The sequence below is a fragment of the Tardiphaga sp. GW822-FHT04G09 genome, assembly GCF_058800725.1.
The window spans coordinates 49,847-76,352 of sequence record NZ_JBXAMO010000008.1 but is presented as its reverse complement, the minus strand read 5'-3'; the positions used below and the strand labels follow the sequence as shown (position 1 = coordinate 76,352).

The 26,506-nt window shown below is 61.4% G+C and carries 28 protein-coding genes and 1 tRNA gene; 12 read left to right on the top strand and 17 right to left on the bottom strand.

The genetic code is table 11. The features are described from left to right. Positions 1-174 precede the first annotated feature (174 nt). Positions 175-1,872 carry a diguanylate cyclase domain-containing protein gene (locus AC1RLZ_RS16020; RefSeq protein WP_493189409.1) on the bottom strand — a complete coding sequence of 566 codons (1,698 nt, stop codon included), beginning with the start codon at positions 1,870-1,872 and terminating at the stop codon, positions 175-177. A 75-nt stretch (positions 1,873-1,947) separates the two neighbouring features. Here AC1RLZ_RS16020 and AC1RLZ_RS16015 point away from each other — a divergent pair, with 75 nt between their 5' ends. After that, a complete protein-coding gene (locus AC1RLZ_RS16015) occupies positions 1,948-2,676 on the top strand; it encodes a YggS family pyridoxal phosphate-dependent enzyme (protein ID WP_493189408.1) in 729 nt (242 codons plus the stop codon). 341 nt (positions 2,677-3,017) lie between these two features. Here the strand turns inward: AC1RLZ_RS16015 and AC1RLZ_RS16010 are convergent, their stop codons facing one another. After that, positions 3,018-3,587 (bottom strand): L,D-transpeptidase family protein, encoded by a 570-nt coding sequence (locus tag AC1RLZ_RS16010; RefSeq protein ID WP_493189407.1) that lies wholly within the window; start codon positions 3,585-3,587, stop codon positions 3,018-3,020. A gap of 189 nt (positions 3,588-3,776) precedes the next feature. Here AC1RLZ_RS16010 and AC1RLZ_RS16005 point away from each other — a divergent pair, with 189 nt between their 5' ends. Then, complete coding sequence (locus AC1RLZ_RS16005; protein ID WP_068730214.1) at positions 3,777-4,463, top strand: response regulator transcription factor; 687 nt, start codon at positions 3,777-3,779, stop codon at positions 4,461-4,463. A gap of 72 nt (positions 4,464-4,535) precedes the next feature. Further along, positions 4,536-4,985, top strand: coding sequence for a cyclic nucleotide-binding domain-containing protein (locus AC1RLZ_RS16000; protein WP_371423391.1), 450 nt, complete (start codon positions 4,536-4,538; stop codon positions 4,983-4,985). A 5-nt stretch (positions 4,986-4,990) separates the two neighbouring features. Here the strand turns inward: AC1RLZ_RS16000 and AC1RLZ_RS15995 are convergent, their stop codons facing one another. The 8 genes from AC1RLZ_RS15995 to tesB all read right to left on the bottom strand — a co-directional run bounded on the left by AC1RLZ_RS15995 (position 4,991) and on the right by tesB (position 14,734). Next, positions 4,991-5,806 carry an exodeoxyribonuclease III gene (locus AC1RLZ_RS15995; RefSeq protein WP_493189406.1) on the bottom strand — a complete coding sequence of 272 codons (816 nt, stop codon included), beginning with the start codon at positions 5,804-5,806 and terminating at the stop codon, positions 4,991-4,993. 170 nt (positions 5,807-5,976) lie between these two features. After that, positions 5,977-6,831: an outer membrane lipoprotein carrier protein LolA gene (locus AC1RLZ_RS15990; RefSeq protein WP_371423389.1), complete on the bottom strand. Its 855-nt coding sequence runs from the start codon at positions 6,829-6,831 to the stop codon at positions 5,977-5,979. A 193-nt stretch (positions 6,832-7,024) separates the two neighbouring features. Further along, a complete protein-coding gene (locus AC1RLZ_RS15985) occupies positions 7,025-9,487 on the bottom strand; it encodes a DNA translocase FtsK (RefSeq protein ID WP_493189405.1) in 2,463 nt (820 codons plus the stop codon). A gap of 38 nt (positions 9,488-9,525) precedes the next feature. Continuing rightward, positions 9,526-10,755 (bottom strand): aminotransferase class I/II-fold pyridoxal phosphate-dependent enzyme, encoded by a 1,230-nt coding sequence (locus AC1RLZ_RS15980; RefSeq protein ID WP_493189404.1) that lies wholly within the window; start codon positions 10,753-10,755, stop codon positions 9,526-9,528. A gap of 294 nt (positions 10,756-11,049) precedes the next feature. Further along, on the bottom strand, positions 11,050-12,489 hold the full coding sequence (locus AC1RLZ_RS15975) for an ammonium transporter (RefSeq protein WP_371425498.1): 1,440 nt from the start codon (positions 12,487-12,489) through the stop codon (positions 11,050-11,052). A gap of 54 nt (positions 12,490-12,543) precedes the next feature. Continuing rightward, positions 12,544-12,882 carry a P-II family nitrogen regulator gene (locus AC1RLZ_RS15970; RefSeq protein WP_068730208.1) on the bottom strand — a complete coding sequence of 113 codons (339 nt, stop codon included), beginning with the start codon at positions 12,880-12,882 and terminating at the stop codon, positions 12,544-12,546. 468 nt (positions 12,883-13,350) lie between these two features. Continuing rightward, on the bottom strand, positions 13,351-13,689 hold the full coding sequence (locus AC1RLZ_RS15965; protein ID WP_089263151.1) for a P-II family nitrogen regulator: 339 nt from the start codon (positions 13,687-13,689) through the stop codon (positions 13,351-13,353). Positions 13,690-13,858: 169 nt separating this feature from the next. After that, entirely contained in the window at positions 13,859-14,734 is an 876-nt protein-coding gene (tesB, locus tag AC1RLZ_RS15960; protein ID WP_089263153.1) for an acyl-CoA thioesterase II, read from the bottom strand. A 142-nt stretch (positions 14,735-14,876) separates the two neighbouring features. Here tesB and AC1RLZ_RS15955 point away from each other — a divergent pair, with 142 nt between their 5' ends. After that, the gene (locus AC1RLZ_RS15955) at positions 14,877-16,097 is read left to right on the top strand and encodes a ubiquinone biosynthesis hydroxylase (protein ID WP_493189403.1); all 1,221 of its coding nucleotides are present in this window, start codon (positions 14,877-14,879) and stop codon (positions 16,095-16,097) included. A gap of 25 nt (positions 16,098-16,122) precedes the next feature. Here the strand turns inward: AC1RLZ_RS15955 and AC1RLZ_RS15950 are convergent, their stop codons facing one another. After that, on the bottom strand, positions 16,123-17,085 hold the full coding sequence (locus tag AC1RLZ_RS15950; RefSeq protein WP_493189402.1) for a LysR family transcriptional regulator: 963 nt from the start codon (positions 17,083-17,085) through the stop codon (positions 16,123-16,125). A 102-nt stretch (positions 17,086-17,187) separates the two neighbouring features. Between AC1RLZ_RS15950 and gstA the strand changes: the two genes are divergently transcribed. The 3 genes from gstA to AC1RLZ_RS15935 are packed head-to-tail and all read left to right on the top strand — an operon-like array spanning position 17,188 to position 18,846. Continuing rightward, positions 17,188-17,814 (top strand): glutathione transferase GstA, encoded by a 627-nt coding sequence (gene gstA / locus AC1RLZ_RS15945; protein ID WP_493189401.1) that lies wholly within the window; start codon positions 17,188-17,190, stop codon positions 17,812-17,814. Next, entirely contained in the window at positions 17,811-18,509 is a 699-nt protein-coding gene (locus AC1RLZ_RS15940) for a glutathione S-transferase family protein (RefSeq protein ID WP_493189400.1), read from the top strand. The genes gstA and AC1RLZ_RS15940 overlap by 4 nt, the downstream gene beginning before the upstream one ends. A 7-nt stretch (positions 18,510-18,516) precedes the next feature. Next, on the top strand, positions 18,517-18,846 hold the full coding sequence (locus AC1RLZ_RS15935; RefSeq protein ID WP_493189399.1) for a DMT family transporter: 330 nt from the start codon (positions 18,517-18,519) through the stop codon (positions 18,844-18,846). A gap of 17 nt (positions 18,847-18,863) precedes the next feature. Here AC1RLZ_RS15935 and AC1RLZ_RS15930 read toward each other — a convergent pair whose 3' ends face one another. Genes AC1RLZ_RS15930 through trxA form a run of 3 tightly spaced genes read right to left on the bottom strand, consistent with a single transcriptional unit; the run spans position 18,864 to position 20,755 of the window. Next, positions 18,864-19,064, bottom strand: a complete 201-nt coding sequence (locus AC1RLZ_RS15930; protein ID WP_371425511.1) for a Trm112 family protein — start codon at positions 19,062-19,064, stop codon at positions 18,864-18,866. 47 nt (positions 19,065-19,111) lie between these two features. After that, positions 19,112-19,786, bottom strand: coding sequence for an LON peptidase substrate-binding domain-containing protein (locus AC1RLZ_RS15925; RefSeq protein WP_371425513.1), 675 nt, complete (start codon positions 19,784-19,786; stop codon positions 19,112-19,114). Positions 19,787-19,816: 30 nt separating this feature from the next. Next, the gene (trxA, locus tag AC1RLZ_RS15920) at positions 19,817-20,755 is read right to left on the bottom strand and encodes a thioredoxin (protein WP_493189398.1); all 939 of its coding nucleotides are present in this window, start codon (positions 20,753-20,755) and stop codon (positions 19,817-19,819) included. A 99-nt stretch (positions 20,756-20,854) separates the two neighbouring features. Here trxA and AC1RLZ_RS15915 point away from each other — a divergent pair, with 99 nt between their 5' ends. The 5 genes from AC1RLZ_RS15915 (at position 20,855) to AC1RLZ_RS15895 (ending at position 23,932) form a co-directional block, all read left to right on the top strand. Next, positions 20,855-21,073: a hypothetical protein gene (locus AC1RLZ_RS15915; protein ID WP_493189397.1), complete on the top strand. Its 219-nt coding sequence runs from the start codon at positions 20,855-20,857 to the stop codon at positions 21,071-21,073. Then, positions 21,053-21,127 (top strand) — tRNA-Gly (locus AC1RLZ_RS15910). The genes AC1RLZ_RS15915 and AC1RLZ_RS15910 overlap by 21 nt, the downstream gene beginning before the upstream one ends. A 161-nt stretch (positions 21,128-21,288) precedes the next feature. Then, a complete protein-coding gene (locus AC1RLZ_RS15905; protein ID WP_371425517.1) occupies positions 21,289-21,738 on the top strand; it encodes a hypothetical protein in 450 nt (149 codons plus the stop codon). A 258-nt stretch (positions 21,739-21,996) separates the two neighbouring features. Continuing rightward, a complete protein-coding gene (locus tag AC1RLZ_RS15900; RefSeq protein ID WP_493189396.1) occupies positions 21,997-23,265 on the top strand; it encodes a PQQ-dependent sugar dehydrogenase in 1,269 nt (422 codons plus the stop codon). Positions 23,266-23,341: 76 nt separating this feature from the next. After that, positions 23,342-23,932, top strand: coding sequence for a c-type cytochrome (locus AC1RLZ_RS15895; protein ID WP_493189395.1), 591 nt, complete (start codon positions 23,342-23,344; stop codon positions 23,930-23,932). 55 nt (positions 23,933-23,987) lie between these two features. Here AC1RLZ_RS15895 and panE read toward each other — a convergent pair whose 3' ends face one another. The 3 genes from panE to AC1RLZ_RS15880 form a co-directional block, all read right to left on the bottom strand. After that, positions 23,988-24,911 carry a 2-dehydropantoate 2-reductase gene (gene panE / locus AC1RLZ_RS15890; protein WP_493189394.1) on the bottom strand — a complete coding sequence of 308 codons (924 nt, stop codon included), beginning with the start codon at positions 24,909-24,911 and terminating at the stop codon, positions 23,988-23,990. 185 nt (positions 24,912-25,096) lie between these two features. Further along, on the bottom strand, positions 25,097-25,834 hold the full coding sequence (locus AC1RLZ_RS15885; protein WP_493189393.1) for an SDR family oxidoreductase: 738 nt from the start codon (positions 25,832-25,834) through the stop codon (positions 25,097-25,099). Positions 25,835-25,845: 11 nt separating this feature from the next. Next, on the bottom strand, positions 25,846-26,460 hold the full coding sequence (locus AC1RLZ_RS15880; protein WP_493189392.1) for a 2-hydroxychromene-2-carboxylate isomerase: 615 nt from the start codon (positions 26,458-26,460) through the stop codon (positions 25,846-25,848). Between the last annotated feature and the right edge of the window lie 46 nt (positions 26,461-26,506).

Here is a 26,506-nt window from a genome sequence, read left to right as displayed (position 1 = left end):
TGAAATCCGCCGGCCGGTTCGAGCGCTTCTCAGATCAAGGACACGCGAACGAGGTCGCAAACCGGTGCTTGCTCGGGCTGAATTCGCGCTTGAGGCGGGCGACTAGGCCATAAAAGGCCGCGTTAGGTCAATGGTTTAAGACAAGAAACGGGGCCAGGGTGGGCTCCCGTCGTCTCACCCCGCCAGCGACACGGCCGTGCCATATGCCCGGACGAAGCCGTGCTCCACCACGGTGTTGCGGCCACGTCGTTTGGCGGCGTAGAGCGAGGCATCGGCAGCCTCGATCAAATCGTTCGCCGTCTCCAGCGTAGCTGGAGTCGCCGAGGCCACGCCGACGCTGACCGTGACGCGCTGATGCGTGCTGGTGGCGTGGGGGACCGACAGGTTCCAGATTGCGGCACGCACCATTTCGCCGATCTGAATGCCACGGGCGACCTCGGTGCCCGGGAGCAGCAGGCAGAATTCCTCGCCGCCATAGCGTCCGGCGAAGCCCGAGGTGCGATCGGCCAGATTGGAGAGCGCTTCGCCGACGCGTGCCAGGCAGGCGTCGCCTTCGGGATGGCCATAGGTGTCATTGAAAAGTTTGAAGTGATCGACGTCGATCATCAGCAGCGTCAGATGGTCGCCGGATTGCTGGGCCTTCAGCCATTCGAAATCGAGGCGGCTCTGGAAGCCCCGCCGATTCGCCAGGCCGGAAAGCATGTCGATGGAGGCAAGCACCGTGAGCTGCTCGTTGCTGGCGCGCAATTCCCGTTCCCGACCGCGCAACTGCGATGCCATGCCGTAAAAAGCGCGCGCCAGCGGCACGAATTCCGCCGGCAGCGTGTTACGTGCAACCCGCGCCGACCAGTCGCCGCGACCGAAGCGCTTCGCCATGGTCTCCATCATCTGGATCGGCTTGATGATCAAGCGCTCCGCAACCACAAGTGCGCCAAGCAGAACGAACAGGCAGACGAAAGCGAGCTGCAGATAGGCGGTGCGAATCTCATGATCGGCAACTGCCGAGACCCGGGCCTCGTCGATGCTGACAATCAGTTGTGCGCCAGTGCCCGGGATCATCGCGAACGATACGGCGCGCTGCGAACCATCGCTGGCGCTGAATGACAGCGAGCCAGTCTGCTTGTCCGTATTGCGCAAATGCGCCTCGATCATGGGCAGTAAGGCGAGGTCTTCCATCGGCCGGCCGATGGCGCTGGCATCGGCGGGCGGTGCTGCGAGCACGGTACCGGCATGATCGACCAGCAGTGCACTGACGCCAGGGCGGTCGCCGAGGTTGCCGATGATCTTCGACATCCAGTCGAGATTCACCGCTGCCAGAATCACCGCATCGTCGTCCTTGGTCAGTCCGGGCGCGAGATAGGCGGCCATGACGGTCGGCTGATTCGTGAGACGACTGAAGAGATAGTCGCTGACGACGAATTCGCCGGTCTCGACGGCCTTCTTGAAATAGGGGCGATCGCTGAAATCGAATCTCTGCTCGATGACTTCCGGCCAGGTCGAGCACCTGGCGATGCCATCCGCACCGGCCACCGTCAGGCTGCGCAGCCACGGCATGTCTCCACGCAGGCTTGCCCGCATGATCGCACAGCTGCGATTCACCTGAGCGGCTGACGTATAGATATAGGCGGATGATTTCAGTACGGCCTCGATGGAGGCGAAGACCTCGCGCTGCGCATCGGCGCTGTGCTGGGCGATGCCGGCGAAATCACGCGCGGCCATCGCAATCTGGTGGGTACGCGTCGCATCGAGCGAACGGATACGCTCCGCCATCAATGGCCCGACCAGAATGAGGGCCAACAAGACCAGTCGAGCGCGTATACCGAGAGCTCCCCTGAGCCTCGCTTTATTGCGGTTAATACCGATGCGTGACATCTTCGATCCCTAAGCCCCGCGGAGATAGGTACTGCAAAGCCTTCAAAAAGCCTTTCCCGGATTCGTTAAACTGCAATGGATCTCAAGAAAGTTCGCGCCGTGGTTGAAAATAAATCCGTGCAAGAGCCGACAGGCGTAACGCCTTCTTTACCAACCGACGGACTTGCGTCGGTCGAGTACGATATCTTTCGCGCGTGTAACGAAGCACGGCGGGATCGCAGTTCTGTGACATTGATCGCAGTGTCGAAGACCTTCGAGGCTGACGCAATTATCCCCGTGATCCAGTCCGGTCAGCGCGTATTCGGCGAAAATCGCGTCCAAGAGGCAAAATCCAAATGGCCGGCGCTAATCGCCACTCAACCCGCGATTGCGTTGCATCTGATCGGGCCTTTGCAGTCCAACAAGGCCAAGGAAGCGGTTGCCTTGTTTGATGCGATTCACTCGGTCGATCGACCGAGCATTTGCGAAGCGTTAAGCAAGGAGATGAAGGCGCAGCAGCGGACGCCGCAACTGTTTGTACAGCTCAACACCGGTGAGGAGCCGCAAAAGGCCGGCATCGCACCGGGCGAGGCCGATGATTTTCTGGCCCGCTGTCGCGATACCTATGGGCTGACGATTTCCGGACTGATGTGCATTCCGCCGGTTGACGAGGCGCCGGCGCCGCATTTTGCGCTGACGGCGAAGATCGCTGCGCGCAACGGGCTCACGCAACTATCCATGGGAATGAGCGCTGACTTCGCTATTGCCATTCAGTTTGGGGCAACTCATGTCCGCGTCGGCTCGGCGATTTTCGGGAAGCGGTAGTTCTTTTCCCGCTTCCGGTAAAAGACCGCAGGCGCTCTGCTGAACTGAAAAGTTCCGGATCGGGCGCCTGAAGATGCGCCACAATGTCGCACCATTCCGTCTCGACTGGGCCCGGACGCGGGAACCCGCCGGCGAGAGGGACAGACATGCGACACTTTCCCTCCGTTACCTGGCTTCTGGCCACGTTGAGCATGCCGGTCGTCGCCATGGCTCAAATCATCAGCATACGGTTCAACGTATAAGAGGCCGGAGCAACCGATCAGTCTGGCCGGGTCATTCTCATCCCGGCCGGATCTTCATGCCTCGTCTGAAAAACCTGAAGATCAGGGTCTGCGCCAGATTTACCCGATGACGATCTTCGTCTTCGGTCCGATCCGGGCTAGCAGCCGCAGCATGGCGGGCTTGGTCATCGCCACGCAGCCCGCGGTCGGCGCGAATTTCGGGCGGGCCAGATGCAGGAATACTGCGCTTCCCCGCCCGGCGATCCGTGGCCGGGTGTTCTGGTCGATCTCGATGATGAAATCGTAGAGATGGTCCTCGCGGGACAGTCGGTCGCCGTCATTGCCATGGTCGAGCCGGACCGGTCGATTGTAGTGCCGGTCGGAGGGATCCTCGCACCAGCCATCCATGGGCGTGATGGAACGGATCGGCAGGGGCGTCCGTGGCCGCGGATTGCGGTCGGCGCGCCACCACAGCCGGATGGGGTGAAATGTCCCACGTGGCGTTCCGCCATCGCCTTCGCGTTTGTTCGCCTTGATTCCGCCGCGGCCGAGCGCGACGGGTATAGTTGCGTGATCGGTCGTCAGCCATCCACGGAGCCTGTCTCCGGCTGACGCACGAATGTGAATCATAGTTAGCGGCCGATCACGCAAGCTTGTTCGATAAGTATCTGAAATAACGAGACTTCCCATCCGGATCGCGAACTCCGCCTTGCTATTTACCGCAAATGTTCTATTTCGCGCTGCAGCAGTACATTCGCCGGGAATGCCGCTGATTTTGCGCTAGAATATGCGGTAACGGCGAAGCCTGTCACGATTTCTGGCCCACTGTTTCAGCGCGGCGAACACCGCTTCGCCGCAGCCGTTCAAAGGATTGTCGCAATGCCCAATGCCCGCAAGATCTTGATCGTGGACGACGACACTGATTTGCGCGAGGCGCTGGTCGAGCAGCTGTCGCTGCATGAAGAGTTCGAGGCCTCCGCCGTCGACACTGGTGCCAAGGGCGCCACTGCCGCCAAGGCCAATTCTCCCGATCTGGTGCTGATGGATGTCGGCCTGCCCGACACGGACGGTCGCGAAGTCGTGCGCAGCCTGCGCAAAGGGGGCTTCAAGGCGCCGATCATCATGCTGACGGGTCATGACACCGATTCCGACACCATTCTTGGTCTTGAATCCGGCGCCAATGATTACGTCGCCAAGCCGTTCCGTTTCGCCGTGCTGCTGGCGCGTATTCGCGCCCAGCTCCGTCAACACGAAGCCAGCGAAGACGCCGTTTTCACCGTCGGTCCCTACAGCTTCCGCCCCGGCTCCAAGATGCTCACCGGCGCCAATGCCAAGAAGGTTCGCCTGACTGAGAAGGAAACCGCGATCCTGCGCTTCCTGTATCGCGCCGGCCAGTTGCCGGTGTCGCGCGAAACGCTGCTTCAGGAAGTCTGGGGCTACAATTCCGGCGTCACCACGCACACGCTGGAAACGCACATTTATCGGCTGCGCCAGAAGATCGAGAAGGATGCCGCCAATCCTGAAATCCTGGTGACGGAAGCCGGTGGCTACAAGTTGGTGCCGTGATACGATTCGGGAGCCGATTCGCCATTAGCTGCTCGGTGGCTCCCTTCGCGCGTCCCGATCACACGGTTCTGCATGTCGATCGATGATGATGTAGCCCTGCTTGAGCGCGTCCCGACATTGCGCCTGTTGGGTATCGCCGCCTTGCGCGTGATCGCGATCGGCTCCGAGCAGCAGGAATTCTCGCGGGGCTCGGTGTTGTTCCGGCAGGGCGACGATGCCGATTGCGGCTATGTCGTCCAGAATGGCGCATTCCGCATCAGCCTCGACGACGGCAGCGATCATGAAGTGATCGCGGGCCCCGGCACATTGATAGGCGAACTTGCACTGCTGGTGGCGATGCAACGACCCTCGACGGCGGTTGCTACGGAATACTCCAGCACGATCCGCATCACACGCAGCCTGTTTCAGCGCGTGCTCGACAGCGATCCCGCGGCCGCGCGCCGTCTGCGGGACGACATGGCCACCCGCGTCAGTCAGCTCGCCAGTGACGTGACGCTGATCGGCGCCAAGCTCAGCCAGTAACTGAATCAAAGCTCAAGAACGGTCGTGACCGGCACGTGGTCCGATGGCCGCTCCCAGCCGCGTGCATCTGACGTGACGGTGAAATCACGGATCGAATCCTTCAGTGCGGACGACACCCAGATATGATCGAGGCGGCGGCCGCGATTGGACGCAGCCCAGTCGGCGGCGCGGTAGCTCCACCAGGTGTAGATCTTTTCCGACAGTGGAATGCGTTCGCGCGCAACGTCGATCCAGTTGCCTTCGCTTTGCACGGCGAGCAGCTTTTCGCATTCGATCGGCGTGTGCGACACGATCTTCAGCATCTGCTTGTGCGACCACACATCGTTCTCATGCGGTGCCACGTTGAGATCGCCGACCAGGATGTGACGCGCATCGCCGCGCGGATGCAGCGGTTCACAGGTTTTCATCTCGTCGAGGAACGAGAGCTTGTGCGCGAACTTCACATTCACGTCCGGATCCGGAACGTCGCCGCCGGCAGGTACATAGAAATCATGCACGATCAGCGGCACGGCCATGCCGGCCTTCTCGCCGAACGATACCGAGATGTGACGCGAGTCGAGATTGTTGCAGAACACGCGGATGTCGCTGCTCTCGAACGGAAGCTTCGAGACGATGGCGACGCCGTGATAACCCTTCTGCCCGTTCAGCACGACATGATCGTAGCCGAGCTGTTTGAAGCGCTTCAGCGGAAAGGCATCGTCCGGGCACTTGGTTTCCTGCAGGCACAGCACGTCCGGCTGCATCTGTTCCAGAAACTTTGCGACGAGGTCGATGCGCAGTCGCACCGAATTGATGTTCCAGGTGGTGAGTTTGAAATGCATGGGAATCCGGACGAGGCTCTTCCCCTCTCCCCTTGTGGGAGAGGGTGGATCGACCGCCGAGCGGTCGAGGCGGGTGAGGGGTGCAACGGAGCTCGGCCGTTACCCCTCATCCGGCACGGCCTTCGGCCGCGCCACCTTCTCCCACAAGGGGAGAAGGGAAGGAAGAGCGTCTAATTCGCGCCGCTGGTGGGATACTTGGTGAAGTCGATCCTGAACAGCCCGGGGTCAGGCTTCTTCGCGGTATCGAGATTGTAGATCGCGACCGTGGTGTCATAGCCCTGCGGGTCGGTGACAGTCCACTGCTTGAGCTGGCCGTCCTTGGTGCCGACCATCAGCATCAGACGCGAGGTACCGACCAGCGCATTCTTCTCCTCAATGGTCACCGACGTATAGAGGTCGTCAGCGGTGACGGCGACCACATTGGTGTCTTTCATCAAGTCGATGCGATCGGACAGCAGATAGCGCAACGGGGTCTGCGACAGCGGATAGATGTCCTGGGTCGCCAGCTTGGAATCGCGGACGGCGAGCGACTGGCCGTCGGACACCATGGCGATGGTCGTCGGCGCATCATATTCGAAACGGACCTTGCCGGGCTTCTGGATGAAGAAATCACCGGTGGTGCGGCTGCCGTCTGGACCCACCTGAACGAAGTTACCGCTCAGATTGCTGAGCGATGACAGATAGCTGCTGACCTTACTCGCCTGCGCCTTCTGATTCGCATCGAAGGTCATGAAAATGCTGGCGGGAACATTGCGGCGCGGATCCGGAATGACCGGATTGGGCGGCGTGGATGTCGTTGCCGATGTCCTGGGAGCGATGGCGACCGGCGGTCGAACGGCTTGCGGCTCGGAGGCTGCCATCTGGAGGCTGGCATTGCCGCGTGCCTGCGGTGCAGGTCGCGGCAAGGGGATTGTCTGCGCAAAGGCCGAAGGGGCCAGAATGGCAGCGACAAACGTCGCAGCAAGGCCGGCTGCGCCGACGAGCAGGAAAGGCCGGTCTGCGGCGTGATGGGTCGGGCGTCTCATCAAGGCGTCGTCCTGCTCGGCGGGTTCGGCGCATTTTACCGCGCTTTGCGTCAGAATGGGTACCGGTTTTGCGGTCCGGCCGGTGGTCTCTTGCGCCCCCGTCGCAGCTGGCGCCACCAGCGCAGGCGCTAACCCGGAGCTGTGGCGATTTCGCGACTCGAAAGCGGGATTATCCATCGACTGGGTCAAACTCTCAAAAACCGCTTTCTTCTTCTTCGATGAGAATCTCGCGTTTGCCGGCGTGATTGGGCTGACCGACAATGCCCTCATTTTCCATCCGCTCTATCAACGACGCTGCGCGATTGTAACCGATCTGCAGCCGGCGTTGGATGTAGCTGGTCGATGCCTTCCGGTCGCGCTTCACGATAGCAACGGCTTGCTGGAATAGATCGCCACCACCGCCATCCGCGCCCATACCGGTGGCATCGAATACGGCGCCGTCCTCGCCTTCTTCCGGTTCTTCGGCGGTGACCGCCTCGAGATATTCCGGCTCGCCCTGCGTCTTCAGGTGGCGCACCACCTTCTCGACTTCCTCGTCCGAGACGAAGGGGCCGTGCACGCGCGAGATGCGACCGCCGCCAGCCATATAGAGCATGTCGCCGCGGCCGAGCAGTTGCTCGGCGCCCATCTCGCCCAGGATGGTGCGGCTGTCGATCTTCGACGTGACCTGGAAGGAAATGCGCGTCGGAAAGTTCGCCTTGATCGTGCCGGTGATGACGTCCACCGATGGACGCTGCGTCGCGAGAACGACGTGTAGACCGGCGGCGCGTGCCATCTGCGCGAGACGCTGCACGAGACCTTCGATGTCCTTGCCGGCAACCATCATCAGGTCGGCCATTTCGTCGACAATAATGACGATATAGGGCAAGGGCTCGAGGTCGAGTTTCTCTTCCTCGTAGATCGCTTTGCCGGTCTCCTTGTCGAAGCCGGTATGAACGGTGCGCGTGAGCTCCTCGCCCTTGCCTTTGGCCTCGACCAGACGGGCATTATAGCCGTCGATGTTGCGGACGCCGAGTTTGGCCATGCGCTTGTAGCGCTCTTCCATCTCGCGAACGGCCCATTTCAGCGCGACCACGGCCTTTTTCGGATCGGTCACGACGGGCGTCAGCAAATGCGGGATGCCGTCATAGACGGAGAGTTCGAGCATCTTCGGATCGACCATGATCAGCCGGCACTGATCCGGCCGCAGCCGGTAGACCAGGCTGAGAATCATGGTGTTGATGGCGACCGACTTGCCCGAGCCGGTGGTACCGGCGATCAGCATATGCGGTGTACGCGCAAGATCGATGATGATGGACTCGCCGCCGATATTCTTGCCGAGGCAAAGCGGCAGCTTGATGCCCTCGTTGTTGTCCTGCACGGTCAGGAGTTCGCGCAGATAGACGTTCTCGCGATGGGCGTTCGGCAGTTCGATGCCGATGGCGTTGCGGCCCGGCACGACGGCGACGCGCGCGGAGAGGGCGCTCATGGAGCGCGCGATGTCGTCGGCGAGACCGATCACGCGCGACGACTTGATGCCCGGTGCGGGTTCGAGTTCGTACAGCGTGACGACGGGACCGGGATTGGCCTTGACGATTTCGCCGCGCACGCCGAAGTCCTGCAGCACGCCTTCCAGCGCGCGCGAATTGGCTTCGAGCTCGGCCTTGCTGAGCGGCTTGCGATCGGCCGCCTTCGGCGCGGTGAGCATGCCGACGGAAGGCAGTTCGAACTTGCCGTTGGATTTGCGCACCGGCTGCTTGGCCGAGGATTTTTTGCGCGCCTTCGGAGCGGGTTCCTCTTCCTCTTCTTCTTCCTCGTAGTCGTGCTCTTCGTCTTCGTCATGCGGCGCAATTGAAGGACTGTTGCGACGACCGCCGAGATTAGGCTCCTGACGCTCGAAGGATACCGCGCGCGCCTTGGGTTCGCTCGCGACCATCTTGCCGTAGATCAGCGAGAGCAACCGGCCGAGACGTGCTTTCGCGCTCATGACGGCGTGCGCGGCCCAGCCCAGCGAGACAGAAATTGAGCCGCGATCGCGGGTTTCGTCTTCCTCGAACGGCTCGTCGTCTTCCTCAATGTCGATTTCGGCGAATTCTTCCCTGGCGCGCGCGCCATAGCCGCAGGCGATGAAGAAAGACGCGATCATCGCCGCGCAGAGAATGAGGCCGAGCACGAAGCGATAGATGAAGCCGACGGGGCCGAAGACCACCGCGGGTGCGCGAAACAGCGCGTCGCCAACCACGCCACCGACGCCGGTCGGCAGGGGCCACGATCCGCCATGCTGCCAGCAGCTGGCAAAGCCTGATGCGATGATGGTGCACAAAACCCAGCAACCGATGCGCAGTGCCTCGCGGTCGAAATGACGATGCGTCATCATCCGCCAGCCCCAGACGGCGATGGTGAGAATCATCATGATCGCGCCAAGGCCGAGGATCTGCATCAGCAGATCGGCACCGATCGCGCCGGGATAGCCGACAACATTGCGGATCGCACGCGACGTTGCGTGGCTCAGGCTTGGGTCCTGTACCGACCAGGTCATCATCGCTGCTGCTGCAACACCCGCTACGCAGACTAGGCCGAAGCCTGTGAGTTCGCGCAGTCGTCGTCCCAGCATCTCGCGAATCGACGCGGGCAGGTGGCCGACGAGAGGAATGACGCGTTCGATCGTGGTGCTCATACCGGAGTGCTCATGCGCCCTGCATTAATCCAGGATCTTCAATTCAAAATCTTCACCAGCCGATGCAAAGCCTCGGCTGTCGTTTCACTGTCCTGCACCATGGCCAAACGAATATAGCCGGCGCCGGGATTGCTGCCGTCGGCCTGCGGGCGCGCCAGATAACTTCCGGGCACCACGCGCACGCCGCCGTCACGATAGAGTCTCACCGTGGCCTCCTCGTCACCGCCATGGGCGGAGACATCGAGCCACAGACAGAAGCCGCCGGCTGGCCGCTTGTAGCCGTAACGATTGCCGAGGATCTGATCCGCGAGATCGAATTTCAAACGATAGAGCCTGCGGTTCTCTTCCACATGCGCCTCGTCGCTATAGGCGGCGATGGCGACCTGCTGCAGCGGCCCCGGTACTTGTGGTGCGGCCACGTTGCGCAGTTCGTGAAACGCACTCAGGAATTTCTTGTCGCCGGCGACGAAGCCAACGCGCATGCCGGGCAGGTTCGAACGCTTGGACAGCGATTGGAACGCAACGACATTGGCATAGTCAGGCCCGGCTGACGCCAGCATGCTGTCTGGGGCCGCCTGCGTGTAGATTTCCGAATAGCATTCGTCGGACAGCACAATGAAGCCGTAGCGCAATGCGAGGTCGTGCAACTTCCTGAAGTAAGCGGGCGTCGCGACGGCGCCTTGCGGATTGGCCGGCGAGGCGACGTACATCGCAACAGTGCGTGCCAGCGTCGCCTCGTCGAGCGCATCGAGATCGGGAAGGAAGCCGTTGGCCACTGTGGTCGGCATGAAGATCGGCTCGCAACCTGCGGCGCGCGCACCGGCGCCGTAGGCTGGATAGAACGGGTTCGGTAGCAGGATCGCCGGCGTGCCTTTGCGTGGGCCGACAAAGCGCGCGGCCGTGATTGCGGCGAAGAACAGGCCCTCGCGGCTGCCATTCAGCACCAGCACTTCGGTTTCGGGATCGAGGGCGCGCGGGAGATTGAAGCGCGTACCCATCCATGTGGCTGCGGCGCGCCGGAACGGCTCGATGCCCCTGGCGATCGGATAGCGGCCGAATTCCGCGATGTGCTTGGCGAGGACCAGCCCGACGAAATCCGGCACCGGGTGCTGCGGTTCGCCCAACGACAGAGTGATCAGCGGTTGGCCGGGCTGATACGGCGCCAGCAATTCCGTCAGCCGCGCAAACGGCGAACGCTCGCCATCGGGTCCAGCCGAGGTCCGGCTGCCAGCGCCATGCGCCGCGGAAGGAGGAGCGGTGAGTGCCATCAGGAAAACGCCAGTACTTTCAAGGCAGCCGATCGCCCCATGAGATCGGCCCAAACGAGATCAAACCACCATAGATACGGCGAGGTTAAGACGCGATTAACCATCGAGGGGCTCGCCTTGCTATCACGTGTTCAGCGACCGTCCAGGCCTATGCGGGGATCAGAATGCCCCCCAAAAAGTGAAAGGCTCCAGCTTGCGCTGGAGCCCTTCGACGGCTGGGACATTGCCGGGTAGTGCCCCAACCGATCCCTTTGTGAGCATCCCGGATCGATGATCCGGGATGGCTCACGACGCTTACATGTTATAGGCGCGTTCGGTGTGCTCGGTGACGTCGAGGCCTTCGCGCTCGACTTCAACATTGACACGGAGACCGACGATCACGTCGACGACCTTGAACAGGATCGCCGAACCGACGCCCGACCAAACCAGCGTGGTCGCGACAGCCTTACACTGCGCGATCATCTGGGTGACCATGTCGTAGTCGCCGATCTTGCCGGCGACGTAGTCCATAACGCCCGTGCCGCCGAGGGCCGGGTTGACCAGGATGCCGGTGCCGAGCGCGCCGATGATACCGCCGACGCAATGGACGCCGAACACATCGAGCGAGTCGTCATAGCCGAGCGAGTTCTTCACGACGGTGCAGAAGAACAGGCAGACGACGCCCGCGACCAGACCGAGAACCATCGCGCCCATCGGACCCGAGAAGCCGCAGGCCGGGGTGACGGCGACGAGGCCGGCAACCGCGCCCGATGCTGCGCCGAGCAGCGACGGGTGCCCCTTGGTCATCCACTCCGCGAACATCCAGGCCATCGCCGCAACCGCGGTTGCGAGGAAGGTATTGGTCATCGCGAGAGCGGCAGTGCCGGAGGCTTCGAGGTTCGAACCGACGTTGAAGCCGAACCAGCCGACCCACAGCAGGGACGCACCGATCATGGTCATGGTCAGCGAGTGCGGAGCCATCAGCTCCTTGCCGTAGCCGGTGCGCTTGCCGATGATCAGGCAGCCCACGAGGCCAGCAATGCCGGCGTTGATGTGAACGACGGTGCCGCCTGCGAAGTCGAGAGCGCCCCACAGGAACACCTGACCGGCATCGGCCATGACTTCATCAAGCTTGGCCTGAGCCGCAGCCTTCGCATCGGGAGCCGCAGCCGCAACAGCCTTGGCAGCTGCCACGATGGCGTCCGGACCAGCCCAGTACCAGACCATGTGCGCGATCGGGAAGTAGATCAACGTCACCCAGAGCGGGATGAACAGTGCAATCGCGGCGAACTTGGTGCGTTCTGCGAAGGCGCCGACGATCAGGCCGGGGGTAATGGCGGCAAAGGTCATCTGGAAGCAGAAGTAGACCAGCTCCGAGATGTTGGCGTCTGCGGTGAACGAAGCAGCCATCGAGTCAGGCGTCACGCCGGCGAGGAACGCCTTCGAGAAACCACCGATATAGGCCGAACCGCCAGTGAAGGTGATGCTGTAGCCGTAGAGAGCCCAGATCACCATCACGATGCAGGCGGTGTAGAGAACCTGCATCAACACCGAGAGCATGTTCTTGGAGCGGACGAGGCCACCGTAGAACAGAGCGAGGCCCGGGATGGTCATCAACAGCACCAGCACCGTCGAGGTCATCATCCAGGCGTTGTCGCCCTTGTTGACCGTCGGGTCGGCGTAAGCCGCAGTTGCGGCGAACAGGCCAACGGCAAGTGCCGCCAATCCCGCGCCAGAGGGACGCTTAAACGTCATTGTGTTTGACTCCTGATTGAAGAATGGGTGAGCGCGAAATCCGAGGAATTCGACTTAGAGGGCTGCAGCATCGGCCTCGCCGGTGCGGATGCGAACCGCGTGGTCGAGGTTGATGACGAAGATCTTGCCGTCGCCGATCTGGCCGGTCTTGGCGGCCGTGGTGATGGCTTCGATGGTCTTGTCGACCTGATCGGAGGCGACAGCCACCTCGATCTTGATCTTGGGCAGGAAGCTCACCGCATATTCAGCGCCGCGATAAATTTCCGTATGGCCCTTCTGTCGGCCGTATCCTTTGACTTCCGTCACCGTCAAACCGTGAACGCCAATGGCGGTCAGGGCATCACGGACTTCCTCAAGCTTGAATGGCTTGATGATCGCCATAACAATTTTCATGGGTCCTATCCCCGCTTGGGCCCGACCGAAAACCGACCGGGCGATCTCGACTGAGGTTCACCACGCGGAGAAGTTCACTACGCGGGCACAGCCAGACCAGATAGAATCAAATGCCGTGCCAGATCGGCGGAATTCTCTAACGGTTTATGAATCCCCAGCTTTTCGCGTTTCTCACGCGATGAGACAGAGTGCGCTATTCGGTCGCGCCCAAACTCTAGTCAATTATGCCCAAAAGGGAAGCATGACAGGCTCCCGACATATTCCTGCTTAGGCGGCGGGCAGCCCAGAGGTGTCCGAATACGTCAATTCGAGGCAAAAAACCCGAAATTGTCTAATCTGCAGGCCCTTCCAACTGACGAGCGTAGAATTGGTGTGGCTCAACCGGACAAGGCCGGAGAGCCCTTCGGGCGCATTCAAGCGGACTGGGAGCAGCTTCGGCTGAAAGCCCGGCGGGCGCCGGCTTGTTGCCTAAAGCGCGTCGCTGTCGGTCTCGCCGGTGCGGATACGCAGGGCGTGGTCGATCGGGGTCACGAAGATCTTGCCGTCGCCGATCTGGCCGGTCCGGGCTCCGGTGGAAATGACCTCGACCGCCTTGGCAGCGAGGTCGGACGCCACAGCGATTTCGAGGCGCAGCTTGGGCAGGAAATTCACGATATACTCGGCGCCGCGATACATCTCGGTATGGCCCTTCTGCCGGCCATAACCCTTCACTTCGGTCACCGTCATGCCGTGGACGCCAATGGCCGTCAGAGCCTGACGCACTTCATCGAGCTTGAAGGGTTTGATGATCGCGACCACGAGCTTCATGCAGGCTTCCTCTTCGGGGGCGGTGTGCGACCCTGCTTACGCAATCAGACAGCTTTATGCCATCCCCGTTGGCATGGCGCGCGGAAATTGAGCGGCAATCCTGCCTTCAGGGCGGGCCGTTTGCACGCCAGGACGGCGAAGCGGTAATCGTGGCTGGAAGCGCAGAGACTTAGGTCGCCGGCTTCTCGCGTCGCTCGCGCACTGAGCCCTCCTGCGCCACGGTCGCCACCAGCGTGCCGTCGGGCTTGAAGATCAGGCCGCGCGCGAGGCCGCGACCGTTCTGGGCGCTCGGCGAATCCTGGCTGTAGAGCAGCCATTCGTCGGCGCGGAAGGGGCGGTGAAACCACATGGCATGGTCGAGGCTGGCTGCCATCGCCTGACCGTCGAACAGCGTACGGCCATAGCGGGCCATAATGGAATCGAGCAACGAAAAGTCCGACGCATAGGCCAGTGCGCACATGTGGAGTGCCGGATCGTCCGGCAGCTTCGCGGCGGTGCGAATCCAGAAATTGATCCGGCCCTCTGGAATCTTTTCGCCGGCATAACGCTGAAATTCCACCGGACGCAGTTCGATCGGGCGGTCGGACTCGTAATAGCGGCGGATGAAATCGGGCATCTTCTCGATGATCGGATGTTTCGACAGTTCTTCCGCCGTGAGCTTGTCCGGCGGTGGCACGTCCGGCATCGGATCCTGGTGGTTGAACGAGTCTTCTTCCTCAGCATGGAACGATACCATCATCGAGAAGATCGCGTGGCCGTGCTGGATCGCCGTAACGCGCCTGGTCGAATAGCTCTTGCCGTCGCGCAGCCGCTCGACCTCGTAGACGATCGGAATCTGAGGGTCGCCGGGCAGGATGAAATAGCAATGCAGCGAATGCGGCATGCGGCCTTCGACGGTGCGGCACGAGGCCACCATGGCCTGCCCGATCACCTGGCCGCCGAACACCCGTTGCCAGCGCGTTTTCGGGCTGCGGCCGCGGAACATGTTCACCTCGATGGTCTCGAGATCGAGGATATCGATCAGATCGATCAGGCTCTTGGACATGTCGGCATCTTTCCGTCGGCGGCAATATTAAGGGAGGTTTACCAAGACCTTGGCCATACAGGCCCCGGTCTCGTTGCCGCCCTTGTTTCGCGTTCCTGTTTCGCCCAGCTATAAGCGCGTGGCAACAGCGAGAACGGATATCATGGCGGCACAACGAGGCATTGTCATCGGCGGGGGAGCGTTTGCCGGGCTGGCGCTGGCTTTGGCGTTGCGCCAGGGGCTTGGCTCGGATCTGCCGATCATTGTCGCCGATCCCGCGCTGGCGGCCAGGCCGAGCCGCGATCCGCGCGCGACAGCCATCGTTGCCGCCTGCCGCCGGCTGTTTGATGCCCTCGGCGTCTGGGACGCCGTGGCCGCCGAAAGCCAGCCGATCCTCGACATGGTCGTCACCGATTCCAAACTGGAGGACGCGACCCGTCCGACCTTCCTGACTTTCGGTGGTCATGTCGAGCCGGGCGAGCCATTCGCCCATATGGTCGAGAATCGCCGGCTGATCGACGAACTCGTGATCCGCGCCGAAGCGGCGGGCGTCGAGCTGCGCGCGACTGCGGTGACGACATTCGATTCACGGGCCGACGGTGTCAGCGTCACGCTCGGGGATGGCAGTGTGATTGAGGCTGGCTTGTTGGTCGCCGCCGATGGCGCGCGCTCGAAGCTGCGCGAGCGTGCGGGCATCGCGACCCATGGCTGGGATTATGACCAGTCCGGTATCGTCGTCACTGTCGGCCATGAGCGCGATCATGGCGGACGTGCCGAAGAACACTTCCTGCCCGCCGGGCCATTTGCAATTCTGCCTTTGACTGGCAAGCGTTCGTCGCTGGTGTGGACCGAGAAGCGCACGGAAGCCGCGCGCATCGTTGCGTTGCCGGACGATGAATTCCATGCGGAGCTCGAACAGCGCTTCGGCCTGCACCTTGGCGAGGTTAAGGCGCTCGACAAGCCGCGCGCCTTTCCACTCGGCTATTTCGTCGCGCGCTCCTTCATCGGCGAGCGGCTGGCTCTGATCGGCGACGCCGCGCATGTGATCCATCCGATCGCGGGGCAGGGACTCAATATGGGTCTCAAGGACGTCGCGGCATTGGCAGAGACTATCGTCGATGCTGCGCGGCTCGGCATGGATTTCGGCCAGAGCGATGTGCTGGAGCGCTACCAGCGCTGGCGCCGCTTCGACACCATGACGATGGGTGTCGCCACCAATGTGCTGAACGTCCTGTTCTCGAACGATCTGCCATTCGTGCGTAGTATCCGCGACATCGGTCTCGGCATCGTCGATCGACTGCCGCCGCTGAAGGGTGCTTTCATCAAGCAGGCTGCGGGATTGTCGGGCGAAGTGCCGCGGCTGTTGAAAGGCGAGGCGCTGTAATCAGCACGTCATGCGGTTACGCCGCTCAACATGGTGAAGGTGTCTGCCACTTTTCGCCTTCGAACAGCGGGCGCTCACGGGTTAATCCTTCGCCGACGAGATCGAAAAAGGCCCTGACGCGCGCCGTATTCTTCAAATCCGCATGAGTCACGATCCAGAGTTCACCCTCAAGTTCCTTGAGCGGCTCAGCCAGTGCTCTTGCCACACCGGCGTCGTGATCTGCGAGATAGCACGGCATTAGCGCGAGCCCGATGCCGGCCTTCGCTGCGACGAGCTGGTTGACCAGACTGTTTGTCCGATAGACGAAGGCATTCGATGGCGCGGCGCGCGACAGCCAGTCGGCAGCTCCGATGCCTGACGTTGTTTCCTCCCAGCCGATCAGGGAATGGCGATCGATCTCGGATGGATTCGATAACGGGCCGCCAATTGCCTCGAGATAGGCTGGGGCGGCATAGAGCCCCCACGCGATGGCCGACAGTCTGCGTCCCCAAAGATCGCCTTCCTTGGGACGGATAGGACGTAATGCGATGTCGGCTTCGCGGCGCGACAGGCTCAGTACGCGGTTGTCGATCACCAACTCCACGACAATGCCGGGGTGAGTTTGCTGGAACGCGGCGAGAAGCGGCGTCAGCCGGCTATAGGCCAGTGTCTCGGACGACGTGACCGTCAGACGGCCGGACAGACGATGGTCACGACCTGATATGTCGCGATCAAGCGCCAGCGCCTCGTCCTCCATGCGCTCCGCGCCAGCCGCCATCCGCGCACCGGCCTCCGTCGCTTGGTAGGCGCCGCCTGGAAGTCGTTCGAATAGGCGCACGCCAACCTTGTCCTCCAACGCTTTCAGGCGCCGGAAGGCCGTGGAGTGATCCACGCCGAGTGTGATCGCCGCGGCTGTCAGACTGCCCGCGCGTTGGATGGCGAGCGCTAGCCGAAGTTCGTTCCAATCATCCATGTTGACGAAGATAGCAGTGGGTTTGCTTGCAGTCACGCAAGCGTCGCTGGCGAAACGCCAATGGGACTTGCGTCTGTGCGGGCGCTACTTTGCTGGTGCGATAGCCACCCCACGATGGATGCAATGAAAGATCCAATCATGAAACTCTATTACGCCACCGGTACCTGCTCGCTCTCGCCGCACGTTGTTGCGAACGAAGCCGGCATCCCGCTTGAACTCGTGCGGGTGGATATCCGGAAATCGCCCCACGTCACCGAGGCGGGCAGCGACTATTCGGCGGTGAACCCGAACGGTTATGTGCCGGCGCTGGCGCTCGATGATGGGACAGTGCTGACCGAGGGCACCGTGATCGTTCAATACCTTGCGGACCTCAAACCCGAAAGCAGGTTGGTGCCACCTGCCGGCACGCCGCAACGCGTTGAGCTGCAATCCTGGCTCAACTTCATTGCCACCGAACTCCACAAGATGTTCAGCCCGTGGCTGTTTCACCCCGAATATGGCGCGCAGGCGGGAGAAGTTGCACGCGCAAAGATCGCAGAGCGGTTGGCGTCGGTTGAGCGCCATCTGGCGGCGGGCAGGCGGTTCCTCCTTGGAGAAAGCTTCACGGTGGCCGACGCCTATCTGTTCACGATCGTTGGGTGGTCCAACTTCGCCAAGGTGGATCTGTCCAACTTTCCGCATCTGCGCGACTTCATGGCCCGCGTCGAGGCGCGACCCGCCGTGCAGCAGGCCATACGCGCCGAGAGAATAAAGGTGAGCGCATGACCGTGGATCAGCCAGACGCGCCAGCACTGACGCTCGTAAGCCATCATCTCTGCCCTTACGTGCAGCGTGCGGCCATCGTACTTGCCGAAAAGGACGTCCGTTTCGAGCGGAGCTATATCGATCTCGCGCATAAGCCGGACTGGTTTCATGCCGTCTCGCCGCTGGGCAAGGTTCCGCTTTTGCTTGTCCGGCGCGACGGCAATGACACCGCCGCGATCTTCGAGAGTGCGGTGATCTGCGAATATCTCGAAGAGACGCAGATGGGCGTGCGGCTCCACCCATCCGATCCGCTCGAACGAGCCGGGCACCGTGGCTGGATCGAGTTCGGCTCGTCGATCCTTGCCGATCTGTGGGGATTCGAGACGGCCACCGAAGCGAACAGCTATGAAGCGAAGCGGAAGATGTTGGCCGGAAAATTCGGTCGCATCGAGAACGTGCTAACCGCAGCGCCGTTTTTCGCGGGGCAGCACTTCAGTATGGTCGATGCGGTTTACGCGCCGATCTTCCGCTACTTCGATGTGTTCGATACCATCGCTGACACGGAAGTCTTCGCCCAAACACCCAAGGTTCGGGCATGGCGCGCAGCGTTACGCGACCGTCCGAGCGTGGCGAACGCCGTCACGGCAGACTACGCTGATCGGTTGCGTGCATTCCTTGCTGAGCGCGACGCACATCTTCTCAAGATCGCAGCATGAGGCAGCCATGAGCCAGGGTGTCGCATGGCTGCTACTGATCGTGGCCGGGCTTCTGGACGTGGGGTGGGCGATCTCGATGAAATATGCCACGGGCTACACCCGACCGGGCTGGACCATCCTGTCGCTGATTTTCCTCGCCACGTTCGTCTACCTGCTCGGCCGGGTTCTGGAGGTTTTGCCGGTGGGATCCGCCTACGCGGTATGGGTCGGGATCGGTGCAGCCGGGACGGTCCTGTTCGGAAGCGTGCTGTTTGGCGAGTCGATGAATCTGCTGCGCGGCGGCGGGGTCGCCCTCATCGTCGCGGGCATCGTCGCCCTGAGATTTGCGCCAGCATGAGCCGCCACATCAGAAATTCAGTCGATCTTCCGCGCTTCTTCCGGCAGCATGATCGGGATGCCGTCGCGGATCGGATATGCGAGCTTGGCCTGGCGCGAGATCAGCTCCTGCCGGACGGCATCGAATTCGAGCTGCCCTTTGGTTAGCGGGCACACCAGAATCTCAAGCAGTTTGGCGTCGACGGTGCCCTCTGCGCGCTCGATCGATGGTGTGGTCATAGGTGCGCTCCGGTCATGCGGTCGTTGATCATAGCTGATTGTCAGAATTACTGCAGCGGCGGGTCGCCGCTGGTGCGCTTCTTGGCCAGATCCATTTCGGTGACGGCGATCAGGATCTCAGCACGGGTCTTGAGGTCAGGCGCTTCCAGCATCGCCTGCTTCTCAGGGGGACCATAGGGCGACATCATCGCCAGCGCGTTCACCAATGCCTCGTTAGGCGCCTTGTCGATGCCTTCCCAATCCACTTTCAGGTTGTTGGCCTTGAGGAAGTCGGTGAGTACCGCGAGCAGCGCGGCCCGATCGACGTCGTCTTCGCCCTTGCGTGCGGTGAAATCGTCGATGAAGGGGAAGTAGTCGACCTTGCACTGCCGGTATGCGGTCAGCACCGAGAGTTCCTCCACCACCTCGAAACGGGAAACACCGGTCAGCTCCAGGATGTAGCGCCCGTCACCGGATTCGGCGAGTTGGGTGATGCGCCCGACACAGCCGACCTTGAACAGTGCCGGCCTGGCCTCATCCGCCGAATGCGCCGCATCGGGCTGGATCATGCCGATCAGCCGATGCCCGTCGCGAAGCGAATCGTCGATCATCGCCAGATAGCGCTGTTCGAAAATGTTCAGCGGCATCTGGCCGCGCGGCAGGAGCAGCGCGCCCGGCAGTGGAAACACCGGGATCACCTCGGGAAGTTCGGCAGGCCCGCGATAGTCGATATTGATGGGCATGTCCGGTTCCGATTCGTCACGCGAAAAGAATTACGAGAACAGGATAGTCGATAACCGCCTGCGACCGTCAACGGTGGCCTCATCCGTCGGTCCCCAGGCGTCGAAGAACTGGATCAATTGCTTGCGGGCGCCGTCGTCGTCCCATTTGCGGTCGCGCTTGACGATTTCGAGCAGATGACCCGTGGCCTCGCTGCGCTGGTTGGCGCCATTGAGCGCGATCGCAAGGTCGAAGCGGGCCTGATGGTCGAGCGGATTCGCGGCGACCTTCTGTTCAAGTTCGGTGACCGGACCGAGCGCACTGGCCTGTTCGACCAGATCGATCTTGGCCTGGACCGCCTTGACTGCGGCGTCCTCACGCTTGGCGGCGGGGACGAGCTCAAGGGTTTGCTTGGCCTGTTCGATGGCGCCGGTCTCGACGTAACAGCGGGCAAGGCCGGCAATGGCCGCGATATTGCCGGCATCGGCGGCAATCACCTCGCCATAGATCGAAGCGGCGGTGGCCGGATCGCCTTCTGCAAGAACGGCTTCGGCTTCCTGCAGCAATTCGGCAGCCGTCGGCTCGGCGCCGGGCATGCCGGCCGTCAGCTTGTCGATGAACGCGTTGACCTGGCTCTCCGGAACCGCACCCATGAAGCCGTCAGCCGGCTGGCCGTTGACGAAGGCGATGACGGCCGGGATCGACTGGATGCCCATCTGGCCGGGAATCTCCGGATTCTCGTCGATATTCATCTTGACCAGCTTGACCTTGCCCTTGGCGGCGGTCACTGCCTTCTCGATCAAGGGGGTGAGCTGGCGGCATGGGCCGCACCACGGCGCCCAGAAATCGATGAGGACCGGCTGACGCTTGGACTCCTCAATCACATCCTGCACGAAGGTGCGGGTGGTCGTGTCCTTGATGAGAGCGGTTGCTGCCTGCGGCGTCGAACCTGCCTGCGGCGCCTGTGCGCCGCCCTGATCAATAATGGTCACGTGAACCTCGCTCGATGTCTGAAAATTTGGCCGCTTTTAGCATGGCCTGAGCGATTAAATGGCGTTCGTGACAGTAATTTGCAATCCGGCCAAATAAGCTTGGCAGGCACCGATTCGAGCCTGAAGGCGACATTTGGCGATTTTGACGGGTTTTCCGGGCAAAATCGGGCTCAAACGGCCATAAATCCCGATTTAGTCGGCCTGATCCAAGATGCAGTCTACCTGTTGCATTCGCCACCGGCATTTGGCATAGGTCTGCGCGTCGGCGGCGAGCAATCGCCGCCTGTCTTCTCGGATGCGGGTGTAGCTCAGTGGTAGAGCACGACCTTGCCAAGGTCGGGGTCGAGGGTTCGAATCCCTTCGCCCGCTCCAGAACTTTCCTGGCATTTTTGGCATTGATTTTATCGACCGCAGGCCGCCGCAAGGCGGCCTCGTTGTTTGTGATCCGCAGCCACACAGATCCGCCCCGCGTCGCTTGAAATCATCGGGCGTTGGGCAGACAATCCACGGGCGAAGCGGGTACGAGACTGACGATGCCGTCGACCACGGATTCCAACCTGGAAATTGCCAAGCGCGCCAATGATGAGGCGCGGGCGGATTTTGCGACCTGGCTGATGATGGCGAAGCTGAAAAGCCTCGACGCGCTGCCGCAGGAAGCCCAGACATTCTATGCCGGCTATCTCGCGCTGCTCGCACGTGGCAAGCAATCCGAGCCGGCCGCGGCCGAAGCCACCATCCAGACTGTCTACCGCAGCTATTATTCCCGCATGGGCGGCACCGGCACCGCGCCCATCATCAAGACGGCTTCGAGATCAAGACCAATGCCCGACGACCACAATAGCAACGTCACGCCTTTCCGCCGGATCAAGCCCAACACGCCGCCGCCCCCGCGCGAAAAGAAGAAGCTGCCGGCAGCACTGATCTTTATTGGGTTGATCATATTGGCTGTGGCCTGGCGCTATCTCAGCAAGGGCAGCCTCTAAAAAGTTTAGCAGTGATAGCATCATAATGCGGTGCGATGCGCCGACTGCATCAGGCCACTGGAACCAACTTTCAAAATAGCTCTTCAGGATGTCGTCGTCATGGCGATGTCTTTCATTTGCGCGAACGTTTGGTTGCGCTTTGCACCTGCGCCATTTGTGCTAGCATCTCACTGTCTGAGAAAATCACAGACCAATAAGTTCGTCCCGAACGTTCAATAAGACATAGCAGCCGCAATGAGCTGCACAGGGAGTGACGCGATGAAATCGATGACTGGTCGATCCGCTGTTGCGTGCGCCGCCATCCTCGCCACGGCGATCGGTATGGCCTCGCTCAATCAAGCCAGCGCACAGCAGAAGCTCAAGAGCTACAAATCCGATACCAAGGAGTTCTGGACCAATCCGCCGGACGATTGGTTCCTCGGCGATGAGACCGAAGCGCAAAAGGGCCTTGCACCGCCGTCGGGTCCGCCGACCGGTGCGTCCGATGCCGAACTCGCAGCGATGATGAAGAAGATCAAGCTGCCTCCCGGGTTCAAGATCGAGGTCTATGCATCCGGCGTGCTGGCCGCGCGGCAGATGGCCTGGGGTGACAAGGGCACACTCTTTGTCGGCTCGTTCGGCCTCGGCAACGTCTATGCGATTACCGACAAGGGCGGCAAGAAAGAGGTCAAAACCGTCATCAAGGGCATGAAGATGCCGACGGGCATCGCCTTCCAGGATGGCGCGCTCTATGTGATCGATATCAACAAGCTGATCAAATACGAGAATGCCGAGGCAAATCTCGACAAGCTTGGTGACGGCAAGGTGGTCTATGACGACATGCCGTCATTCGCGGCACATGGCTGGAAGTATCTCGCGCCTGATAAAGACGGGTGGTTCTACGTGCCGTTCGGACCTCCTTTCAACATCGGGATTCCGCCGACCAGCCTCTCGCAGATCCGCCGTGTCGATCCCAAGACCGGCAATGCCGAAATCGTAGCGCTCGGCGTTCGCAACTCGGTGGGCGGCGACGTCGATCCTCGCACCGGCAAATACTGGTTCACCGAAAATGCACGCGACTGGATCAGCGACGATATGCCGAGCGACAAGCTCAACATGATCTCGAAGCTCGGCGAGCATTTCGGCTATCCGCATTGCCATCAAGGCAACATGCCGGATCCGAAATTTGCCATGGGGCACAAGTGCTCGGAATTCACGCCGCCGGTGTTGAATCTCGGCGCCCATGTCGCGCCCCTGGGGATGAAGTTCTACACCGGCAGCATGTTTCCTGCCGAATACAAGAACAACATCTTCATTGCCGAGCATGGCTCGTGGAACCGGCACAAGTATCAGGGCGCGCGCATCAAGCGCGTGATCGCCGGGCCGGATGGCAAGAACGCCAAGCAGGAGATCTTCGCCTCCGGCTGGATCGAGGGTGACCAGGGTTATCTCGGCCGTCCTGCCGATATCGTTCTCGCCAAGGACGGATCATTACTGATTGCCGATGATTGGGCAGGCGCGATCTATCGCATTAGCTACGCGAAGTAAGTCGCGAATTGCATGAGGCTGGAGTTGCGTCATCCGCAGCTCCAGCCTCATTTATTCTGGAATGGGAATGTGGCTCATGCGTCGTTCTGCAATCGCGGCTGTTCTTGTCTTTTTTGTTCTTGGGTCCGGGCCCTGTCCGGTTGAAGCTGCCGATATCGCCGCCGGCAAGGAGAAGGCCGAGCTCTGCAGCGGCTGTCACGGCGAGAACGGTATCTCGCAAATGGAAAACATCCCGTCGCTCGCCGCACAACCGGATCTGTTTATCCAGTGGCAGCTGGTGTTCTTCCGCTCGGGCACGCGCAAGAACGAACAGATGCAGCCGATCTTGGAGCAGATCGACAACAACGACATCCGCAATCTCGGGGCCTATTTTGCCTCGCTGAAACCGCCGGAGGGCAAGAAGCCCGATGATAATCCGGATCTGTCGGCCAAGGGTGCGCAGGCCGCCGCCGGTCGGCGCTGTGCATCGTGTCACACGGAGAGCTATGGCGGCACCAAAGCGGTGTCACGCATCGCCGGGCAGCGCGAGGACTATCTCGTCAAGGCGCTGCGCGACTACAAGTCCGGCGTCCGCGCCGGTGGCGGTATGGCTGCGATGGCCGAGGTTGCCTATTCGCTAAGTGAAGAAGAGATCACTGCGCTGGCGCATTACCTAGCGCATTTGTGAGGAGAAGTCGGTAGCCCGGATGGCGATTGGCTCGATCCGGGCTACGTGCTGATGTTTATGCTACGCGCTGATGCTCATACGTCTTGAGGTGCGTATAGATCATCCGCAGCCGCGGCACGGCGACCTTGGCGGCATCGGCGCGGGCGATGACATCTCCGACGATCTGGTCGGCCTCGATCTGCGCCTTGTTGAGGATGTCGCGATACATCGAGGCGGTCATCTTCGAGCCTTCAGCGGTCAGCATGCCCTCGGTGCGTTCCAGGAACGCTGCTCGCGGTGCGAAGCCGTTGGCCCTGGCGACGGCGCTCATCTCATCGCGCACGCCGAGGATGAAGTCGCGGCCGCCGGGTGCCGCGACGATGTCGCCGACAGCGCCGCGCATCGCGCTGGTGGAGCCGGCAATCGTCGCCAGGAACACCCACTTCTCCCACATATCCTGCATGATGTTCTCGGAGGCTGTGCCTCCAAAGTTGCCGGTCGCCATGATCGCCGCGATCGCCTTCGCGCGATCCGAACTACCGCCCTTGCGTTCGCCGAAGCTCAGCAACTGCATCGGCGCCATCTGCACCACTTCGCGTGCCTCGTTGAGCGTCGCTGCGATCTGGCACTGGCCGCCCATCACGTTCTCCGCACCAAATTTCTTCTCCAGCACGTCGAGATGTTTCATGCCGTTCAGCAGCGGAATGATCGCCGTGTTCGGCCCGACGGCGGGCGCGAAAGAAGCAATGGCGTCATCGAGATCGAAAGCCTTGCAGCTCAGCAGCACCACGTCGAACTTGTCGGTGATCTTGTCGGCCTGCACCGTCGGTGGATTCTTCAGCGTGACGTCGCCATGGGGGCTCTTGATGACAAGGCCGGCACTGGCCAGTTCACCGGCGCGCTTCGGGCGCACGAGGAAGGTGATGTCATTGCCGGCCTGCAACAGCCTGCCGCCGAAATAGCCGCCGATAGCGCCGGCGCCGACTACGAGAATACGCATTGGGATGAGTCCATGTTGAATTGGAACGTGAAGCTGTCGAACAGTAGCCCGTCACGGCGAGCGAAGCGAAGCAATCCAGTTCCTTGTCGATGCAGGGCTGGTTTGCTTCGTCGCAAGGGCTTAGGGGAAAGCTTGGCAGGTCATCTTTCCTTGACCTCGCAATGATCGCTGGGGGTGCAAGCGGACTACCACTTCTCCCCGAACGGCCGAATTTCCAGCTCGAATGTCCAGGCGCTGCGCGGCTGCTGATACAGCTGCCAGTATGACGCGGCGACTGACGCCGGCGGCATCAACAAATCGGGATTATCGAGCGCCTCCTTGCCCCAGAGCTGCTCGCGGCGCTCGCGCACCCAAGCCGTATCGACGCCGGAATCGATGATCAGATGGGCGACATGGATGTTCTTCGGTCCGAGTTCGCGGGCCATGGCCTGCGCCACGGCGCGCAATCCGAATTTGGCGGAGGCAAAGGCGGCAAAGCCACTGCCGCCGCGCAAGCTCGCGGTCGCACCGGTGAAAAAAATGTTGCCCTGCCCCCGCGGCATCATCAGTCGGGCCGCTTCGCGTCCGGCCAGAAATCCGGAATAGCAGGCCATCTCCCACACTTTGCGAAACACCCGCTCCGTTGTCTCCAGGATAGGGAAGTTCACATTGGCGCCGACATTGAAGATGCAGACCTCCAGTGACGCATGCGTATCGGCGTCATTGAGAAAGGCGGCGATCTCGTCTTCTTTGCGGGCATCGAGCGAGCGCGCCACGATGCTGCCGCCTGTGGCCTCGATCTCTGCCACCAAAGGCGCCAGCTTGTCGCCGTTACGGCGGCCGGCAAACACGGTGAAACCTTCGGCGGCGAATTTCTTGGCGATCTCTGCGCCGATATAGTCGCCGGCGCCGATGACTGCGACAGTCGCGTTGCGCTTCTGCATGGTGCCCTCCGTTATTTGTCGGCGCCGGTGATCAGTTCCTCGACCTCGCGCAGCTGTTCCTTGCCGAAGAACATGTCATCGCCGACGAAGAATGTTGGTGAGCCGAATGCGCCGCGCTCGACGGCGGCCTGCGTGTTGGCGACCAGCACCGCCTTCACCTCCGGTTCTTGCCCGCGCGCGAACAGTTTTGCGCCATCGAGACCGGAGTCGGTGAGCGCCTTGATGGCCACTTCGGGGTCATCCATCTTCTTTGGCTCACCCCACATATGATGGAATGCCGCCTCGACATATTTCTCGAACACGCCCTCAAGCTGTGCCGCGATGGCGACGCGCATCAGATTCAGCGTGTTGACTGGGAAGAACGGGTTCATGGTGTAAGGCTTGACGCCAAACCGTTTCACGAACCGCTCGGTCTCGAGCTGATGAAATTCACGTTTGTTCTTGACGCCGGCATAGGTCTCGGCCGGGGAGCGATTGTTGGTGGCCTTGAAGATGCCGCCCAGCAGTACGGGGACATATTCGAACTTAACGCCGGTGCGAGCCTCGATCGCCGGGATCGCCAGATGGCTGAGATAGGCGTTAGGGCTGCCGAAATCGAACAGGAATTGCGGCGATGTCTTGGTCACGATGGCCTCCCGGATTTTTTATAGGGCATTGTGACGCAGCGCGTGC

Bases quoted from the DNA above. Each gene is read 5' to 3' on its own strand.
- AC1RLZ_RS15905 (WP_371425517.1), top strand. From the start codon at position 21,289: ATGCCGTCGACCACGGATTCCAACCTGGAAATTGCCAAGCGCGCCAAT.
- AC1RLZ_RS15895 (WP_493189395.1), top strand. From the start codon at position 23,342: ATGCGTCGTTCTGCAATCGCGGCTGTTCTTGTCTTTTTTGTTCTTGGG.
- AC1RLZ_RS15935 (WP_493189399.1), top strand. From the start codon at position 18,517: ATGAGCCAGGGTGTCGCATGGCTGCTACTGATCGTGGCCGGGCTTCTG.
- AC1RLZ_RS15980 (WP_493189404.1), bottom strand. From the start codon at position 10,755: ATGGCACTCACCGCTCCTCCTTCCGCGGCGCATGGCGCTGGCAGCCGG.
- AC1RLZ_RS15885 (WP_493189393.1), bottom strand. From the start codon at position 25,834: ATGCAGAAGCGCAACGCGACTGTCGCAGTCATCGGCGCCGGCGACTAT.
- AC1RLZ_RS15940 (WP_493189400.1), top strand. From the start codon at position 17,811: ATGACCGTGGATCAGCCAGACGCGCCAGCACTGACGCTCGTAAGCCAT.
- AC1RLZ_RS15990 (WP_371423389.1), bottom strand. From the start codon at position 6,831: ATGAGACGCCCGACCCATCACGCCGCAGACCGGCCTTTCCTGCTCGTC.
- panE (WP_493189394.1), bottom strand. From the start codon at position 24,911: ATGCGTATTCTCGTAGTCGGCGCCGGCGCTATCGGCGGCTATTTCGGC.
- AC1RLZ_RS15970 (WP_068730208.1), bottom strand. From the start codon at position 12,882: ATGAAAATTGTTATGGCGATCATCAAGCCATTCAAGCTTGAGGAAGTC.
- AC1RLZ_RS15965 (WP_089263151.1), bottom strand. From the start codon at position 13,689: ATGAAGCTCGTGGTCGCGATCATCAAACCCTTCAAGCTCGATGAAGTG.
- AC1RLZ_RS16000 (WP_371423391.1), top strand. From the start codon at position 4,536: ATGTCGATCGATGATGATGTAGCCCTGCTTGAGCGCGTCCCGACATTG.
- gstA (WP_493189401.1), top strand. From the start codon at position 17,188: ATGAAACTCTATTACGCCACCGGTACCTGCTCGCTCTCGCCGCACGTT.
- AC1RLZ_RS15900 (WP_493189396.1), top strand. From the start codon at position 21,997: ATGAAATCGATGACTGGTCGATCCGCTGTTGCGTGCGCCGCCATCCTC.
- AC1RLZ_RS15955 (WP_493189403.1), top strand. From the start codon at position 14,877: ATGGCGGCACAACGAGGCATTGTCATCGGCGGGGGAGCGTTTGCCGGG.
- AC1RLZ_RS15985 (WP_493189405.1), bottom strand. From the start codon at position 9,487: ATGAGCACCACGATCGAACGCGTCATTCCTCTCGTCGGCCACCTGCCC.
- AC1RLZ_RS15995 (WP_493189406.1), bottom strand. From the start codon at position 5,806: ATGCATTTCAAACTCACCACCTGGAACATCAATTCGGTGCGACTGCGC.
- AC1RLZ_RS15930 (WP_371425511.1), bottom strand. From the start codon at position 19,064: ATGACCACACCATCGATCGAGCGCGCAGAGGGCACCGTCGACGCCAAA.
- AC1RLZ_RS16020 (WP_493189409.1), bottom strand. From the start codon at position 1,872: ATGTCACGCATCGGTATTAACCGCAATAAAGCGAGGCTCAGGGGAGCT.
- AC1RLZ_RS16005 (WP_068730214.1), top strand. From the start codon at position 3,777: ATGCCCAATGCCCGCAAGATCTTGATCGTGGACGACGACACTGATTTG.
- AC1RLZ_RS15975 (WP_371425498.1), bottom strand. From the start codon at position 12,489: ATGACGTTTAAGCGTCCCTCTGGCGCGGGATTGGCGGCACTTGCCGTT.
- tesB (WP_089263153.1), bottom strand. From the start codon at position 14,734: ATGTCCAAGAGCCTGATCGATCTGATCGATATCCTCGATCTCGAGACC.
- AC1RLZ_RS15925 (WP_371425513.1), bottom strand. From the start codon at position 19,786: ATGCCCATCAATATCGACTATCGCGGGCCTGCCGAACTTCCCGAGGTG.
- AC1RLZ_RS16015 (WP_493189408.1), top strand. From the start codon at position 1,948: ATGGATCTCAAGAAAGTTCGCGCCGTGGTTGAAAATAAATCCGTGCAA.
- AC1RLZ_RS16010 (WP_493189407.1), bottom strand. From the start codon at position 3,587: ATGGGAAGTCTCGTTATTTCAGATACTTATCGAACAAGCTTGCGTGAT.